This is a genomic window from Mesorhizobium sp. M1273 (genome assembly GCF_040318195.1).
Classification (GTDB): Bacteria; Pseudomonadota; Alphaproteobacteria; order Rhizobiales; family Rhizobiaceae; genus Mesorhizobium.
In genome coordinates, this window is sequence record NZ_JAMYLV010000001.1 from 478,248 (window position 1) to 494,408 (window position 16,161).

Annotated in this window: 14 protein-coding genes; 10 read left to right on the forward strand and 4 right to left on the reverse strand. The window is 63.3% G+C overall.

Annotated elements, in window-relative coordinates; all coding sequences use genetic code 11:
- Window positions 1-46 precede the first annotated feature (46 nt).
- Both NKH30_RS02255 and NKH30_RS02260 read right to left on the reverse strand, forming a co-directional pair.
- Window positions 47-394 carry a response regulator gene (locus NKH30_RS02255; RefSeq protein WP_352472890.1) on the reverse strand — a complete coding sequence of 116 codons (348 nt, stop codon included), beginning with the start codon at window positions 392-394 and terminating at the stop codon, window positions 47-49.
- 8 nt (window positions 395-402) lie between these two features.
- Complete coding sequence (locus tag NKH30_RS02260; protein WP_352472889.1) at window positions 403-3,507, reverse strand: CheR family methyltransferase; 3,105 nt, start codon at window positions 3,505-3,507, stop codon at window positions 403-405.
- Window positions 3,508-3,673: 166 nt separating this feature from the next.
- Here NKH30_RS02260 and NKH30_RS02265 point away from each other — a divergent pair, with 166 nt between their 5' ends.
- Both NKH30_RS02265 and NKH30_RS02270 read left to right on the forward strand, forming a co-directional pair.
- On the forward strand, window positions 3,674-3,871 hold the full coding sequence (locus NKH30_RS02265; protein ID WP_352472888.1) for a hypothetical protein: 198 nt from the start codon (window positions 3,674-3,676) through the stop codon (window positions 3,869-3,871).
- A 1-nt stretch (window position 3,872) separates the two neighbouring features.
- Entirely contained in the window at window positions 3,873-4,469 is a 597-nt protein-coding gene (locus tag NKH30_RS02270; protein ID WP_352472887.1) for a response regulator, read from the forward strand.
- Window positions 4,470-4,493: 24 nt separating this feature from the next.
- On the opposite strand, the gene NKH30_RS02275 is transcribed toward NKH30_RS02270, so the two are convergent.
- Window positions 4,494-4,763, reverse strand: a complete 270-nt coding sequence (locus tag NKH30_RS02275) for a hypothetical protein (RefSeq protein WP_352472886.1) — start codon at window positions 4,761-4,763, stop codon at window positions 4,494-4,496.
- Window positions 4,764-5,035: 272 nt separating this feature from the next.
- Between NKH30_RS02275 and NKH30_RS02280 the strand changes: the two genes are divergently transcribed.
- The 8 genes from NKH30_RS02280 to NKH30_RS02315 are packed head-to-tail and all read left to right on the forward strand — an operon-like array spanning window position 5,036 to window position 13,992.
- Window positions 5,036-6,142 carry an NAD-dependent epimerase/dehydratase family protein gene (locus NKH30_RS02280; RefSeq protein WP_352472885.1) on the forward strand — a complete coding sequence of 369 codons (1,107 nt, stop codon included), beginning with the start codon at window positions 5,036-5,038 and terminating at the stop codon, window positions 6,140-6,142.
- Window positions 6,139-7,218, forward strand: a complete 1,080-nt coding sequence (locus tag NKH30_RS02285) for an NAD-dependent epimerase/dehydratase family protein (protein ID WP_352472884.1) — start codon at window positions 6,139-6,141, stop codon at window positions 7,216-7,218. The genes NKH30_RS02280 and NKH30_RS02285 overlap by 4 nt, the downstream gene beginning before the upstream one ends.
- Window positions 7,215-8,507 carry a TIGR04295 family B12-binding domain-containing radical SAM protein gene (locus NKH30_RS02290; RefSeq protein WP_352994027.1) on the forward strand — a complete coding sequence of 431 codons (1,293 nt, stop codon included), beginning with the start codon at window positions 7,215-7,217 and terminating at the stop codon, window positions 8,505-8,507. Before NKH30_RS02285 ends, NKH30_RS02290 begins: the two co-directional genes overlap by 4 nt.
- A complete protein-coding gene (locus NKH30_RS02295; RefSeq protein WP_352472882.1) occupies window positions 8,492-9,592 on the forward strand; it encodes a glycosyltransferase family 4 protein in 1,101 nt (366 codons plus the stop codon). The genes NKH30_RS02290 and NKH30_RS02295 overlap by 16 nt, the downstream gene beginning before the upstream one ends.
- Window positions 9,593-9,594: 2 nt before the next feature.
- A complete protein-coding gene (locus NKH30_RS02300; protein ID WP_352472881.1) occupies window positions 9,595-10,725 on the forward strand; it encodes a CgeB family protein in 1,131 nt (376 codons plus the stop codon).
- Window positions 10,722-11,816, forward strand: a complete 1,095-nt coding sequence (locus tag NKH30_RS02305; protein ID WP_352994030.1) for a CgeB family protein — start codon at window positions 10,722-10,724, stop codon at window positions 11,814-11,816. The genes NKH30_RS02300 and NKH30_RS02305 overlap by 4 nt, the downstream gene beginning before the upstream one ends.
- On the forward strand, window positions 11,813-12,922 hold the full coding sequence (locus NKH30_RS02310; protein WP_352472880.1) for a CgeB family protein: 1,110 nt from the start codon (window positions 11,813-11,815) through the stop codon (window positions 12,920-12,922). The genes NKH30_RS02305 and NKH30_RS02310 overlap by 4 nt, the downstream gene beginning before the upstream one ends.
- Before the next feature lie 23 nt (window positions 12,923-12,945).
- Window positions 12,946-13,992: a UDP-glucuronic acid decarboxylase family protein gene (locus tag NKH30_RS02315; protein WP_352472879.1), complete on the forward strand. Its 1,047-nt coding sequence runs from the start codon at window positions 12,946-12,948 to the stop codon at window positions 13,990-13,992.
- 243 nt (window positions 13,993-14,235) lie between these two features.
- Here the strand turns inward: NKH30_RS02315 and NKH30_RS02320 are convergent, their stop codons facing one another.
- Entirely contained in the window at window positions 14,236-15,981 is a 1,746-nt protein-coding gene (locus NKH30_RS02320; RefSeq protein WP_352472878.1) for a hypothetical protein, read from the reverse strand.
- Window positions 15,982-16,161: the final 180 nt, after the last annotated feature.

The following is a 16,161-nucleotide window of genomic DNA, read 5'->3' on the forward strand; positions in this document are numbered from 1 at the left end:
GCACGCACCACGCCGATGTGACCTGGCGCGACTTTCAATCGCGATCTCAGCCGGCTCGCGCGAGTTCATCCACGGCATTCAGGATCGCACTCTGGCTCGCCGGCTTCTGCACCATCCTGCAAGCGCGGAACCCGGCTGGAATTTCGCGTTCGCCATACCCGGAGAGGAAGGCGAACGGAACACCGCGCATCCGTAACGCTTCCGCGATCGGATAACTGGTCTCGTCGTTCAACTGGATATCCAGCAACGCGGCGTCGATCCCGCCTTCGCCAACGAGCCGGAGTGCCGCCGTTACCGACGAAACAGGTCCAACCACCTGATGGCCGGCTTTGCGCAGGTAAGCCGCCGCGTCGTCGGCGATCAGCCATTCGTCCTCGACGATCAGCACACGCATCTTTCCGGTCACGACGAGCCCTCACGGGTCAGAGGGAATGCGATTTCCGCCTCCAAACCATTTGAGTGGAAAGTTGTTTCAACCTTTCCGCCCAGCCGGTAGCCGATTTCTCCGCGCAGAAGGGTAAGGCCGAAGCCGCTGTCGGTTGGCTCCTTGATGCGGGGGCCGCCCTTCTCGCGCCAAGTGAGCCTGAAGGTTCCGTCCGCCACCGACCATTTCACGACTATCCGCCCGGCAGGTTTCGAAAGGGCGCCATATTTAGCGGCATTCGTCGCCAGTTCATGGATTGCCATGCCGAAGGAAAGCCCTTGTACCGGCTTGAGGCTCACCCGTTTGCCATGGAGTTCGAACCGTTCGGCCCCGAAGGGATCGAGTTCCTGGCGCAGCAGTTCCTCGACGGAAGCTTCGGTCCAGCTTTCTCGCGAGAGCAGACTGTATGCTCGTGACATCGCCTGCAGGCGGCCGATCAAGGCGTCGGCGAACTCGTCTTTCGACGCCGAGTTTTCACGGGTCCGGTTGGTGATGCTGGCGACGACCGCCAGCATGTTCTTGACGCGATGGTTCAGCTCCGAGATGAGCACCTGCTGACGCTCTTCCGCCTGCGCCAGCGTCGTCACGTCGATCATGGTCACGACCACGCCTTGGACGCCGCCGCTCTTGTCCCGATAAGGGTTGATGCGAACCAGGTGAAACCGGCCGTTGTCATCGCGCGCAAGGTGATGGTTCAGGGTCTCTCCCGTCTCGAACACCGCCTGGATGTGCCGCTTCAACTCGGGGTAGTCGAGTCGGCTCGAAAGATCGGTCAGCGGGCGGCCGACATCGGACGGACGCAAGTTGAAGAACGACGACGCGGCGGGAGTAAAGGTCCGCACCACAAGGTTGCGGTCGAGGAAGATGGTGGCGATTTCCGTGCTTTCGAACAAGTTTCTGAGATCGCTGTTGGCGCGATCGAGTTCCTCTATCTTGCCGGTCAGCTCCGCGTTGATGGTGTTTAGCTCTTCATTGAGCGACTGCATCTCCTCCTTCGAGGCCTCAAGCTCCTCATTGGTCGACTGCGCCTCTTCATTGACGGAGACGAGTTCCTCGTTCGAAGATTTTACTTCCTCCAGCGCGGTTTCGTATTCCTCGATGGTCGATTGCAGCCGCTCGCGTGTGTCGCGCAACTCCCGCTCGAGATCGGCCGCGTCGTCGGTGCCGCGGCTTTCGTGTGCCGGCTCGGAGCGGATCTGGGACTGTCCCACCGGATTGAACAGGACGAGGTAGAGGGGCTCGCCATTACCGCGTTCCGTGTATGGCTCGACCGTCAATGTAATGAACTGAAGCTGTTCGTCGTCTTCCTCGACCGCTATATTCTCCCGCACGACCGTGCGGCGCGTCGTGGCTGCTTCCCGCAACGCGGCGCGCAGTTCCAGTCTCAGCCCGTGGCGGGCCTGGGTCAGCAACTGCCGGCTCGGGGCGCCTTGCGGCGCTTCCAGATATTTGCCCGTCCGCGCCGAATAGTAGACGATGTCGCCATCGCCATTGACCAGAACGTGAGGCGGGGCGAACCGCTCCAGCACCTGAGCCTCGATCGCCTGGCGCAGTGAATGGCTGGTCGCATCCTTCTTCGAGCCGCCGCGTCCGACCGGAAGGGCACCCGTGCGGCCATTGCCGATCAGGACCGGCGGCCGCGGCGTGGCATGTTCCCGCGCCTGGAATATCCGCTGCTTCTTGTCGACCGTGGCGAACAGGTCACCGTGCTGACCGATGGTTTCCGAGGTCCCGAGGAACAGATAGCCGCCCGGGCGCAGCGCGTAGTGGAAGATCGGGATGACCCGGTTCTGGATCTGCGGGCCGAAATAGATCAGCAGGTTGCGACACGAAATCATGTCGATGCGCGAGAAGGGAGGGTCGCGGATAATGCTGTGCGGCGAAAAGATGCACAGTTCGCGCACCTCCTTGCCGAGCACATAGCTCTCGCCGTCACTGTGGAAAAAGCGTTGCCTGCGCTCGGGCGAAAGCCCGTGCAGCAGCGCTTCTGGATAACGTGCCGCACGCGCCACCGCGAGCGCCGGCTCATCGATGTCGGTCGCGAATATCTGGACGCGCGGCTGCGCCGAAAGTTTCTCCATGCGCTCGCGCATCAGCATGCCGATCGAGAACACCTCCTCGCCGGTGGCGCAGCCGGGCACCCACACACGCACCGCATCGGAGGCGTTCTTGCCTTCGAAAATCTGCGGTATGATCTTGTCCTCCAGCAATTTGAACGCGTCGGCGTCGCGAAAAAAGCTGGTGACGTTGATGAGGAGGTCGCGAAACAGCTTCGCCACCTCGTCCGGATCCCTTTTCAGCCGTTCTGTGTAGGTGGTGATCGACTGCAGCTGCGTTATCTGCATGCGCCGCTTTACGCGACGCAGGAACGTCTTGGCCTTGTAGCCGGAAAAGTCGTGACCGGAATGGCTGCGCAAAATGGTGTAGATTTCATCGCGGGCTCGATCCATCTCGGCCTTGTGTTCGTCGTCTGCTTCGGTCAGGCCGTTCAGCACGTCGAAACCGCGGACAAACGCCTGAAGCTTTGCACCGATCTGCTCGGCGGGCGCCGCTATGTCGATCAGGCCGCTCGAAATCGCGCTCTGCGGCATGGCTGGATTGCGCGGGCCGGAACCGTTGGAGGCCTGGGCAATGGTCAGCCCGCCATGCTCCTTGATTGCCCTGGCGCCGAGCGTGCCGTCCGAATCGCCACCCGACAAGATAATGCCGACGGCATACTCGCCCTGGTCCTCGGCCAATGCGCTGAAGAAGATATCGATCGGCTTGCGCTCGCGGCTGAACGTGTTCGGCCGGCGCAGCGAAAGCGCGCCCTTACGGATGGTGAGAACGACGTTTTGCGGCATCACATAGACCTGGTCGGGTTGGACCGCTGCCCCCTCCTCGGCCACCAAGACCGGCATTTCGGTGTAACGTCGGATGACCTCGTGCAGCAGGCTTTCCCGCTCCGGGCTGAGGTGCGTGACGACGACGAACGCCATGCCGGTGCCGCCGGTCATTCCCTTGAACAAGCCCTCCATCGCCGGAATGCCGCCGGCCGATGCACCGACGCCGACTATGGGAAATCTGCCATTCTGGGATGCCACGCCAAGCCCCTGGTAACAGCCGCGAACACAAAGCCGTCAAATCGGGCCTCAGACCCTAATCACGCCTCAGACTAAGACCGGGCCGAGCCTGAGGCCAGTAAATAGTCCAGTAACGGAACAAAGCACCGCGGCTGGGCATTAACATTTGACTTCGGAGGCGGTTCCAATGGCAAGACGACCACCTGAAATAAAGCCGGCCAAGCGAATCCTGTTGCCCTCGCCGGATCTGACCAAGTTCCCGGTATCTGAAAACATCCCGCCTCGCCTGCTCGCGCTCGCGGAACGGTTGCAAGAGGTCCTGGCCCGCCATTTTGCGGAAGTCCGCGCCGACAGCCGTAAATCCCGCAGGAAGAAGGAACAATGAGGTGCGCGACCTGCAAGGCTTGCATATCCTGATCGTCGAGGACGAATGGATGCTGGCGGGCGATCTTGCACGTTACTTCAGCAAGATGGGCGCCGTGGTGCTTGGCCCGGTGGCGACGGTCGAACAGGCATCAAAACATACGGACGAGGCGGAGGCCGCGATCCTGGACGTCAATCTCAACGGACGACGGGTATTCCCGATCGCCGACGAGTTGATGCGCCGTGGCGTGCCGTTCGTGTTTTTCAGCGGCGACGAAGACATCGTTATTCCTGAGCGCCTTCGCTATGCCAGCAGCCTCCGAAAATCCTCGAACGGCCAGGCTGTCTTCGATGCTCTCTTCCCAGCCGAGACGTCGGCATCGAAAGGAGGCCGATCGTCGGAGCCCTCGGACGACGTATTTTCGCTGCTGCCCAAGCTCAGGCTCGCGGCGCGCCTGCTGCTGGGAGATGTGGAGGCCTCCGACCGGCTGGTCGAGCGAACGCTCGAACAGGCCATCGGCGAAATCGACAAGAGACGATCCGGCTCCTCCACGGAGGACTGGCTCAACGGCATCATGCGAAACATCGTCAGGGCACGCGGGCCAAACCTGCTGCACTGACCGTGGCCGCTGTTTGCCGCGATCCTACTTCCGGCTGCGTTCGACGAATTTGTTGAAGCGGCTGGTCTTTCCGCCGCTGGTCTCATCCTGGTAGAGGAAGGCCAGTTCGTTCTCATCGAAGATCCTGAAGAACTCGTCCCATTCGACAGGCTCGAACGTCTCTTCAGGCTCGCCGAAGTCGATGCGCAGTATGCCTCCCTCGCCCTTGGTGCGCACCACCGCCGGTCGCCCGTCGCGGTCCTCGGCCCAACGGCGGATTTCGTCGTGATCGGTGGTCGTCCTGGATTCAGACATCGCAATCTCCCTTCGATTCCACCGCAGGCCGCGAGATCTCACGCGTTGCTCCGGTCTGCCCTCACACAACCAGCAGATGCATTGCTGCCCGGCATGTGCGCGCGGTTGGTTGATTATGGCTCCTAACACCAAGCGCGCTTCGATGTTCCCGTGCCCAGCCCGAGGCGGGGTCGCTTTCGGAGCGCAGCGTTCCGGGAACTTTGTTGAAGCAAGGGAACAAACCTTTCGCCCGGAAGTTTGGGGCGGCAAAGCCATTCGTATGAGGAGTTGTCGTGAAACGTATACTGGTCACGGGAGGCTGCGGTTTTATCGGCCGCCACGTCGCCCAGGAACTCGTTGAACATGGCTATGGGGTTTCAATTCTCGATGCGCTGCTGGACCAGGTGCATGGTGGCGAGGCAATCAGCCTGCCGCCAGGCGCCAAGCTGATCAAAGGCGACGTTCGCGATCGCGACGCCATCTCAGAGGCGGTCGACGATGTCGACGCGATCATTCACCTGGCGGCTGAAGTGGGCGTCGGCCAGTCCATGTACGAGATCGCCCGCTATGTCGGCGCCAACGACCTCGGCACCGCCACGTTGCTGGAAGCGCTGATCAAACGCCCGATCGAACGGATCGTCGTTGCTTCGTCGATGAGCGTCTATGGCGAGGGTCTCTATGCGACGCCGGACGGCCGGCGCATCGACAATGCAAGACGGCAGCCGGACGATATCCGCAGCGGCCAATGGAATCCCCTGTCCCCGGAAGGTGAAGTCCTGTCGCCGCTGCCGACCGACGAACAGAAACCGGTCGATCTCGCCTCAATTTACGCGCTGACGAAATACGCCCAGGAACGCGCCGTACTGATCTTCGGCGAAGCCTATGGGGTCGATGCGGTGGCGCTGCGCCTGTTCAATGTCTTCGGCGCCGGACAGGCGCTCTCGAACCCGTATACCGGCGTCCTCGCGAACTTCGCCTCGCGCATCGCCAACGGCCAGCGGCCGCTGATCTTCGAGGACGGCGAACAGCAGCGCGATTTCGTGCATGTACGCGACGTCGCCCGCGCCTTCCGGCTGGCGCTGGAACAGCCGCAGGCACGCGGCCACGTCATCAACATCGGCAGCGGGCGAGCCTACGCGGTCAGCGATGTCGCCCGGCTGCTCGCCGAAGCGATGGGCGTGCCTGGCCGCCAGCCGGAAATCCTCGGCAAGGCACGCTCCGGCGATATCCGCAATTGCTTTGCCGACATCTCCAAGGCGCGCGAACTGCTCGGCTTCCAGCCGCAGTACCGGCTGGAGCATTCGCTCGGCGATTTCGTCGCCTGGGTGCGCAACACGGTCGCCATCGATCGCAGCGCCGAGATGAAGCGGGAACTCGAAGCGCGAGGGCTGGTATCATGAGACCGGAGTCACCCGATTTTCGCGAAATGCCCATCGCCATTATCGGCGGCAGCGGCTTCATCGGCTCCAACCTCGCCGACAGCCTGTTGTCGGATGGCGAACTGGTGCTGGTCATCGACAACCTGAGCCGTCCCGGCGTCGAGCAGAACCTGGAATGGCTGACGCAAAAGCACGGCAGCCGCCTGACCATCGAAATCGCCGATATCCGCGACGCCGAGGCGCTCGCGCCGCTGGTGGCGCGTTCAAAGGCGGTTTTCCACTTTGCAGCGCAGACCGCCGTCACCACGAGCCTGGTTCGACCGGACGAGGATTTCGACGTCAACCTGCGCGGGACGTTCAACGTCCTGGAAGCCGCTCGCCGCAGCGGCAAGCGCACCCCCGTCGTTTTCGCCAGCACCAACAAGGTCTATGGCCGCCTTGCCGATCTCGCCATGCGCGAAGAGGACGGCAGATACGCGCCTCGCGACGCGGCCATCCATGCGCACGGCATCGACGAGACGCGCGGCCTCGATTTCTGCACGCCCTATGGCTGCTCCAAGGGCGCGGCGGACCAGTATGTCCTCGACTACGCCAAGTCATACGACCTGCCGACGGCGGTGCTGCGCATGAGCTGCATCTATGGACCGCGCCAGTTCGGGACGGAGGATCAGGGCTGGGTCGCCCACTTCCTGCTTAGCGCCTTCTCGGACCGGCCGATCACCATCTATGGCGACGGCAAGCAGGTGCGCGACATCCTCCACGTTGCCGACGCGGTCGCGGCCTATCGCGCCGTGCTCGACCGGATCGAGGAAATCAGCGGCCAAGCATTCAATCTCGGCGGCGGACCACAAAACGCCGTCAGCCTGCGCACGCTGCTGAACGAGATTCGCGACATAACGAAACGGGACGTTCCGATCCGTTACGACCGCGAACGCACCGGCGACCAACCGTTCTTCGTCGCCGACACACGCGCGATCGAGGCGGCGCTGGGATGGAAAGCGCACGTCCCGTGGCAAAACGGCATCCGCGACCTCGCCGACTGGCTGCAGCGTCATCGCCTCGACCCGCATCCCGAACCGGCGAGGTACGTGGCATGAGGGTCGCTCTGGTCAATCCGTCCTGGACGTACCAGGACAGCATCTATTTCGGCTGCCGCCAGCCGCATCTGCCGCTCGAACTCGGCTATTCGAAAGCGCTGCTCGACGCCGCCGGCCACGAGGTGCTGATGCTGGACGGGCAGATCCAGAAGCTCGACAACGCCGCGCTCGCCGATCGCGTCGCCGCATTCGAGCCTGACATGACCGTCGTCAGCACCGCGCCGACCTACCTGTTCTGGCGCTGCGCACCGCCCGAGTTGCGGGTGCCGGCCGATTTCCTCAATCATCTTGCCGGGTGCGGCGGTCGCACCGTCGCCGTCGGGCCGCATGGCTCGGCGACGCCGACGCCGACTTTGCGCAAGCTAGGCGTCGACATCGTCGTGCGCGGCGAATGCGAGGAAGTGGTCGCGGAACTTGCCCGGCGCGACGACCGGAGCGCGGTGCCGTCCACGGCCTATTTCGAGGATGGAGAACTGGTCTCGAACGGCGGCGTGCATGCGAGCTCGTTCATCGATCACCCGCCGCTCGAATGGCCGTCGGACTGGATTGCCGCGCATTCGCACCACCATCATCGCTTCGACGACAACCAGGTCGGCTTTGGCGCGGAGGTCGAGGCGTCGCGCGGCTGCCCGTATAATTGCAGCTTCTGCGCCAAGATCGATTTCCGCGATGCCTACCGCCGCCGGAACCACGAAGCAGTGATCGCCGAGATCGACCGGCTGATCGCACAGGGTGTCGGCTACATCTACTTCATCGACGAGATCTTCCTGCCGCAAAAGGCATTGCTGGAGGCGCTGGTCGATCGCGATGTGAAGTTCGGCGTGCAGACCCGTATTGACCTCTGGAAGCCGGAATTGCTGAAGCTGCTCGGTGCCGCCGGCTGCGTCTCGATCGAGGCGGGCCTCGAAAGCCTGACTGTGGAAGGCCGCGCCATGCTGGCAAAACGCTGCCGTTTGGGCACCGAGGAGCTGGCCGCGCTGCTGGTCGACGCAAGGCGCCACGTGCCGTTCGTGCAGGCCAATCTGATCGGCGTGGTCGAGGACGATCCCGCGCTCGTCGATTATTGGCGGAAGCACCTGATCGACAACGGCGTTTGGGCCAACGAACCGGTGCCGCTCTATCCTTATCCGAGTTCGCCGAGCTACCGCGAACTTTGGGGCGAGCCGGACGATCTCGCCTGGGAGCGCGCGCATGAACATTACCTCGCATCCTTCCGAACGTTCAGCGACATCCAGGAGAAGCGTCCGCGTCCGCTGGCTGAATTGGAGGCCACATGTTGCGGACGCTGAGCCCGCCGCGTCGCATACTGATGACCGTCGATGCCGTCGGTGGCGTCTGGCGCTATGCGCTCGATCTGGCCAGGCAATTGGTCGCCGGCGGCGACAGCGTCGTGCTTGCCGGGCTTGGTCCGGAACCGTCCAGGCAGCAGGCGGAGGAGGCCCAGTCATTCGCGGCGCTGACCTGGCTCAACACGCCGCCCGACTGGATGACCCGCAACGAGCACGACCTCGATACATTGCAGCGGGAGCTGCACCCGCTCATACGTGACTACGCCGTCGAAATCGTCCATCTCAACGCGCCGACGCAGGCCGCGGGGCTCGATGTGCCCTGCCCGATCGTGACGGTGTCGCATTCCTGCGTGGTGACATGGTTCCACGCCGTCAAGGGACAGGCGGCGGACGGCGAATGGGCCTGGCAGAAGGACCGCAACCGGCGCGGTTTCGACAAAACAGGCATTGTCGTTGCACCCAGCCGCAGCCATGCCGACATGCTCGAAACCTGCTACGGGCCGATCGCCCGCCTGAGCGTCGTCGGCAACGGGGCGCGGCCCGGCGCGAAGAGCGAAAGACGGGAATCGGTGGTTTTCGCCGCCGCGCGCTGGTGGGACGAAGGAAAGAATGCGGCGGTGCTGGACCAGGCCGCCTCCCTGACGCAATGGCCGGTCTTCGTCGCCGGCTCCTTGCAAGGCCCGGACGGCCAGCATGTTGGCTTCAGTCACGCCGTTCCCGTCGGACCGGTGCCACATGAGGAAGTGCGCTCGCTGATGGCGCGGGCAGGCATTTTCGTATCGCCGTCGCTCTACGAACCGTTCGGCCTGGCCACGCTGGAAGCCGCGATGTCGAAGACGCCTTTGGTGCTCGCGGATATCTCGACCTATCGCGAATTGTGGGACGGGGCGGCCATGTTCTTCGACGCGCGCGATCCGGGCGATCTCGCCAGATGCGTCAACAGCCTTTGCAGCGACGCGCAGCGCCGGCGAGAGCTCGGTGAAGCAGCCGCTCGCCGAAGCCGCAGATTTTCATTGGCAAGACAGGCGACCGCCATGCGCGGCGTCTACGACAAGGCGGCCCTGGCCACCATGGCGGATAATTGATTATGCGATTTTTATTCTACACCCATTCGATCGTTTCCGACTGGAACCACGGCAACGCACATTTCCTGCGCGGCATCATGCGTGAGCTGGTCGCGCGCGGGCACCAGGCTATCGCGCTGGAGCCCGCCGACGGCTGGAGCCGGTCGAACCTGCTGGCCGAGAAAGGGTCCTTCGCAATCGAGCGATTCCGGAAGGACTTCCCCGAGTTGATGCCGGTGACCTACGATGCCGCTTTCGACCACGAAGCCTGGATCTCCGACGCCGATGTGGTGATCGTGCATGAGTGGACCGAGCCGGACCTTGTTGCGCGGCTGGGCAGGGCGAAAGCAACTGGCGGCCGTTTCACGCTGCTGTTCCACGACACGCACCATCGCGCTATCTCGGCCACGCAAGCGATTTCCGCCTTGCGGCTTGAACATTACGACGGCGTGCTCGCCTTCGGCGAGGCGCTGCGGGAAAGCTATCTTCGCGCCGGATGGGGCAAGCGGGTCTTCACCTGGCACGAGGCAGCCGATGACCACCTGTTCCAGCCGCATCCTGAAATCGAGCGTAGTTCCGACCTTATCTGGATCGGCAATTGGGGCGACGACGAGCGCAGTGCCGAAATCAGGGAGTTCCTGGTCGGCCCGGTGCGTGAACTCGGCCTGAGCGGAACCGTCCACGGCGTTCGCTATCCGCGGGAGGCGCTCGCCGACCTTGCGGCCGCCGGCCTGCGCTGCGAAGGCTGGATCGCCAATGCCGACGTGCCGAAGGCGTTCGCGGCGAACCGCATCACGGTTCACATCCCGCGGCGTCCATACCGCGAAAGCCTGCCCGGCATCCCGACCATCCGCATGTTCGAGGCGCTCGCCTGCGGCATCCCGCTCGTTTCGGCGCCGTGGTCCGATGTCGAATGCCTGTTCAGGCCCGGCGTAGATTTTCTGTTTGCAAACAACGGTTCCGAGATGCGGCGTCATCTTCGCGCCGTGCTGCACGACGCGGACCTCGCCGCTTCTCTGGCGACATCGGGCCTCGAGACCATCCGCTTGCGGCACACATGCCGGCACCGGGCGGATCAATTGTTCGGCGTGCTCGCCGAATGCGGGCGCCGCCAAGCCGCCGACACGATCCTTGCAAAGGAGGCCGCCGAATGAAGATCGCATTTTACGGGTCAAGCCTGCTGTCGTCCTACTGGAACGGCGCGGCCACCTATTACCGCGGGCTGCTCAAGGCCTTGGCCAGGTTCGGCTACGACATCACCTTCTATGAGCCCGATGTCTACGATCGCCAGAAGAACCGCGACATCGAGGCGCCGGACTGGTGTGCCGTCGTCGTCTACGAGGCCACTCCGCATGCCATGATGCAGGTGGCGGCGCGAGCGGCGGAGGCAGATATCGTCGTCAAGGCGAGCGGCGTCGGTTTCGCCGACGACGCACTGTTGCGGGCGGTGCTCGATCACGCCCGTGCCGATGCGCTCACCGTATTCTGGGATGTCGATGCGCCGGCGACGCTTGGCCAGTTGCGCGACGAGCCCGACCATCCGCTGCATCGCGCGCTGCAGGAAATCGACCTCGTGCTGACCTATGGCGGCGGCGACCCGGTGGTCTGGGCCTATCGGGCAATGGGGGCGGCCGAATGCGTGCCGATCTACAACGCGCTCGATCCGGAAACGCATCATCCGGTCGGCAAGGACATGCGCTTTGCCTGCGATCTCGCCTTTCTCGGCAACCGGCTGCCGGACCGCGAGGCGCGCGTCGAGGCCTTCTTCCTCGACCCGGCCGGCCGCTCCGCCGATCAGCGCTTCCTGCTCGGCGGATCGGGCTGGGGCGACAAGCAGATGCCCGCCAATGTCCGATGGCTCGGCCATGTCGGCACGCGCGACCACAATGCATTGAACGTCACGGCCAAGGCGGTGCTGAACATCAGCCGCGACAGCATGGCGGCCAATGGCTTTTCACCTGCGACGCGCGTTTTTGAGGCGGCGGGCGCCGGCGCATGCCTCATCACCGACGCCTGGCTCGGCGTCGACCTGTTCCTGAAACCCGGCGAGGAAATCCTGGTCGCGCGCGATGGCGAGGACGTCGCCGAGATCATGCAAAGCCTTAGTGCCGAACGGGCCAAGGCGATCGGGGCATCGGCGCTTCGGCGGGTACTTGGCGAACATACCTATACGACACGGGCCGTTTTGGCCGACGCCATCTTCAGGCGCCATTTCGAGCGTCCGACCGTGGAGGCGGCCGAATGACGAAGCCGCTCGACATCGTCTTTCTTGGCCTGTCGCTCTCCTCATCCTGGGGAAACGGCCATGCCACCACCTTTCGGGGGCTGCTTAAAGGTCTCCACGAACTCGGCCACCGCGTCACTTTTCTCGAACGCGACGTGCCGTGGTACGCAAGTCACCGGGATCTGCGCGATCCCGATTTCTGCGCCTTGCGCTACTATGAAACGATCGATGATCTTCGCCGCAATTTTGCGCGCTGCCTGCGCGATGCCGATATCGTGGTCGTCGGCTCCTTCGTTCCCGAAGGCCCTGAAATCATCGACGTCGTGGCATCGTTGTGCACGGGTCAGTTCTGCTTCTACGACATCGACACTCCGATCACGCTGGCAAAGCTTTCGACCGATGATTGCGAGTACATTGCCAGGCGGCAGGTCCCGTATTTCGACGTCTACTTCTCCTTCACCGGCGGGCCGACGCTTGCCCGTCTAACGGCGGAATTCGGCGCGAGGCGGGCCGAGCCGCTCTACTGCTCCGTCGACCCGGAACGGCATCACGGAACCGGTGATCCAATCCGCTGGGATCTCGGCTATCTCGGCACCTACAGCCCCGACCGCCAGGCGACGCTGGAGGCCCTGCTGTTCGAACCGGCGCGTCGCATGCCAGAGCGCCGCTTCGTCGTGACAGGCTCGCAATATCCGCGCGAAATCGCCTGGCCGGACAATGTGGATCGCATCGAACACCTGCCGCCGGCAGATCACGCCGCCTTTTACAGCCGCCAACGCTACACGTTGAACGTCACGCGCAGTTCCATGATCGCGGCCGGATGGTCGCCCAGCGTGCGCCTCTTCGAGGCAGCCGCCTGCGGCACGGCGATCATCAGCGATAGCTGGGCCGGACTGGACAGCCTGTTTCCAGAGCGGACGATCCACACGGCTCGCAGGACCGAGGACGTAGTCGGTATCCTGTCCGGGGAATCCGACGGCGCCCGGCTTGCCATGGCCAGGCAGGCGCGCGTGCTCATCCTCGCAGCTCACACAAGCATCGCAAGAGCCCGCGAATTCGTTTCGCTGCTGGCGCAGGCCAAATCGCCAGGTTCTGTTCTCGATCTGGACGTCGAGAGCGCAGCATGACCCGCAGACGGGAGAAGATAGAGATGCAGCTATCAAGAAAGGCGCAACGGACCAAGACCGTGCTTGTCGCCGGCGGCGCAGGTTTCCTCGGTTCGCATCTTTGCGAGACAATGTTCCAGGCCGGCTGGCGCGTGATCTGCGTCGACAATTTCCTTACCGGCCGCATGGAGAACATAGCATCGATCGCCGATCGTCCGGATTTTCGGCTGATCAAGCAAGACATTTGCCGACCGTTGGAGCTTGGCGAACCGGTTGACCGCATCTTCAACATGGCGTGCGCGGCCTCGCCGCCGCGTTACCAGGCCGACCCGGTCCATACGACGCGGACTTGCGTCATCGGAACGCTCAATCTGCTGGAGCTCGCCGCCCGCAATGGCGCCCGGTTCCTGCAGGCGTCCACCAGCGAAATTTACGGCGATCCCGAACAGCATCCGCAGAAGGAAGACTATGTCGGCCACGTGAACTGCATCGGGCCCCGCGCCTGCTATGACGAAGGCAAGCGCACCGCCGAAACCTTATGCTTCGATTATTTGAGAATGGGAAAGGCCGATATCCGTGTCGCGCGCATCTTCAACACCTATGGTCCCAGGATGGACCCTGCGGACGGACGGATCGTTTCCAATCTGATCATGCAGGCACTCGAGAGACGGCCGCTGACGATATTCGGCGACGGGCTGCAGACCAGGTCGTTCTGCTACGTTTCCGATCTGGTCGACGGCTTGATCCGGCTGATGGAGGTCGATCCCAATCCACGCCAGCCGGTTAATCTGGGCAATCCGGGGGAGTTCACCATCCTGCAACTGGCGAGCCTGGTGAGAGGCATGACCGCAACCAAATCGGGCCTGAAATTCCTGCCGCTGCCGCAAGACGATCCTCGTCGTCGGCAACCCGACATTTCCCGCGCGAGAAAGCTTCTCGGCTGGTCGCCAAAAGTGCCGCTCAGGCAGGGTTTGATGCACACGATCGGCTATTTTGCCGAGCTTGAGACGGCGCAGATGATCGACAGAAGACGTCGAATTGCCGCCACCGTGCGTTCTGCATCAGGCCGGCTGCAAAACCTGCCGGCCTGAGGCGAGGAGCGTCTGGCCGCTGTATGATCGCGCGGTCGTTTCGGATTTGGTCACTTTTTCTCGTCGCGGGAACAACCCGTCCAGCTTCTGGTTCTGCCAAGGTACCGGCACGGAGACGACTGTGCATCCGAAGCGATCCGCCAAAGACATCGAACAAATGGCCGCAAAGGAGACGGCTGCCTTCCTGCGGCGCGCCTCTATCACCTATCTGGAATGTTGTGTGAGCCTGATGATGACGCATCTTCAGCGCGAGGAGGTAGCCGCCATCCTCGAAAAGGAAGCGGATATGCTGCGCCGGCTGGATTGATCGGGCTCGAAGGGCCGCAGGTCGCCTTGGCTTTCCAGGAAACGAAGCAGCGCGGCAGCGTAACGTCTTGCCGCGGCCGCCAGCCGGATCTGTTCCCGATCATCGCCCGATCGCTCAGCCATGCTCCACAAGCCAAGCTGGAAGGCGAGATAGCAGGGCTCGTAGTAGTGGACCAGTTTGGCATCGACGGGACGAGACGTAGTCGCCTCGACAGCTTTGCACAGTGCCGCAGTCGCCGCGTCGGAGAGGCTGTACTCGACACGGGCGCCGGCAATGTCCCAGGCGATGTCCTGGCAGCCGATCAGATCGTGCGATCGGCAATGGTCGAGGGCGTCCGTCTTGATCAGCGTTCCGCCGCGCGAAAGGATGAACTCCCACGGATGAAGCCGCCCGTCGATTTCGACCCGCTGCATGGTCTTTGGTGAAGCCTGTTTCGAGAACCAGTTCCGCAGCTCCGCCGCGCGGCTTTCGCCCAGCGCCTCGCTGGTATTCCGCACGGCCATGTCGGCAAGCGCCTCCAGCGAGGCACCCGGCCCGGAGGCGGGCAGATTGGCTGCGCGCCAGGCGAGATAGCGCGCCAGATGAGCGACCATTTTTTGTTTCGAATGCCTTGCCCGCTCCAGCGTTGCACCGTCGCTCCAGCGTTCGACGAGAAAGCCATGGCACAGCCCGGCAATTTCCGGGCCAAAGCCTGCGTCATGCAGCCTCCTGGCAGTCTCGGCCTTGTGCATTCCGATTTCACCGAGGCCGACGAATTTGACCGACCATTTTTCCCGGCCCGCAGAAGCAAGAAACTTTCGCCGCTCTAAGCCGCGGTGGACGGGTGGCCAATGATCCTGCGAGCCATAATGCAAGCGACGCCACTCTCCGGCGGATATTTCCATCAGGCTGACCGCTGTGCGGCCGATCGTCCTGGCCACCCAATCCCGCAGCGCCGGCAGAGCGGATCCCGCGGGGAAAGTCCGTTCGAAATCCGCGGTGTGTTTTTGGCAAACCGTCCATGCCTCACGGATGTCCGCCGATGCCTCGGGACCCGGCCCACCCGAATGGCTGGGGAACAGATGGATGCGCCCGGCATCGATATCCAGCGCTTGCAGCCATGCGACGACGGCGTGAAACGAGCTGCCGGACAGGCCCGGGCCCTCATCGACGACAGCGAAATGGGCCGATGGCCTTGTCCTCCAGCCGCCGATCAGTTCCGGATCGGCGGCAAGCCGCCTGCGAAACGGATGACCGATCGGACGGACACCGACGGGTGCCTGTGCGCCGATGGCTGCAGCCACCATCGCTGCAAGCCCCAGGCCGATGCTGCGGATGCCGATTACGCATGTGTTCGCATCGAGACCCGACTGCCGCGCGGCGACCAAATAGCTTTCCGGATAGAGCGCGTAATGGGCGTAGCCCTCGGCCGTGCCGATGAGGATTTCGCCGTCGCAATCGAGTTCGGCCAGCATTCGCGGCACGTCGGCATCGATCGGGCCGTCGACGGCGAATCCGGCCCTCCACGATCTGCCCACGTCCCGGGCCAAGCCGACCAGGAGATTTGCGCCCGCGATCCGCTGTCGGGAATTCCTGTCCATGCCGTTGGCCTCGAATTCAGCATCGGCAAGGCCCTGGACCAATTCCGAGGTCTTGATGAACAGGCCGACCAGGGCTGCGTGGCGTTCGATCCCGCTGGGCATGTCCGCAATGTGCCCGGCCGCTTCGCAGGCCGAGCTGCGAACATGTCGCGCGCTCTCAATTCGCTTGTGGTCGCCATAGACGATCATTGTCCCGTCCCGGTTGGCCTCACTGCACAACTCGGCGAGCGCTACTTTGATCCACCATCGGTTGCACGATTTTTGCAGCCGGCAAGGAACAAT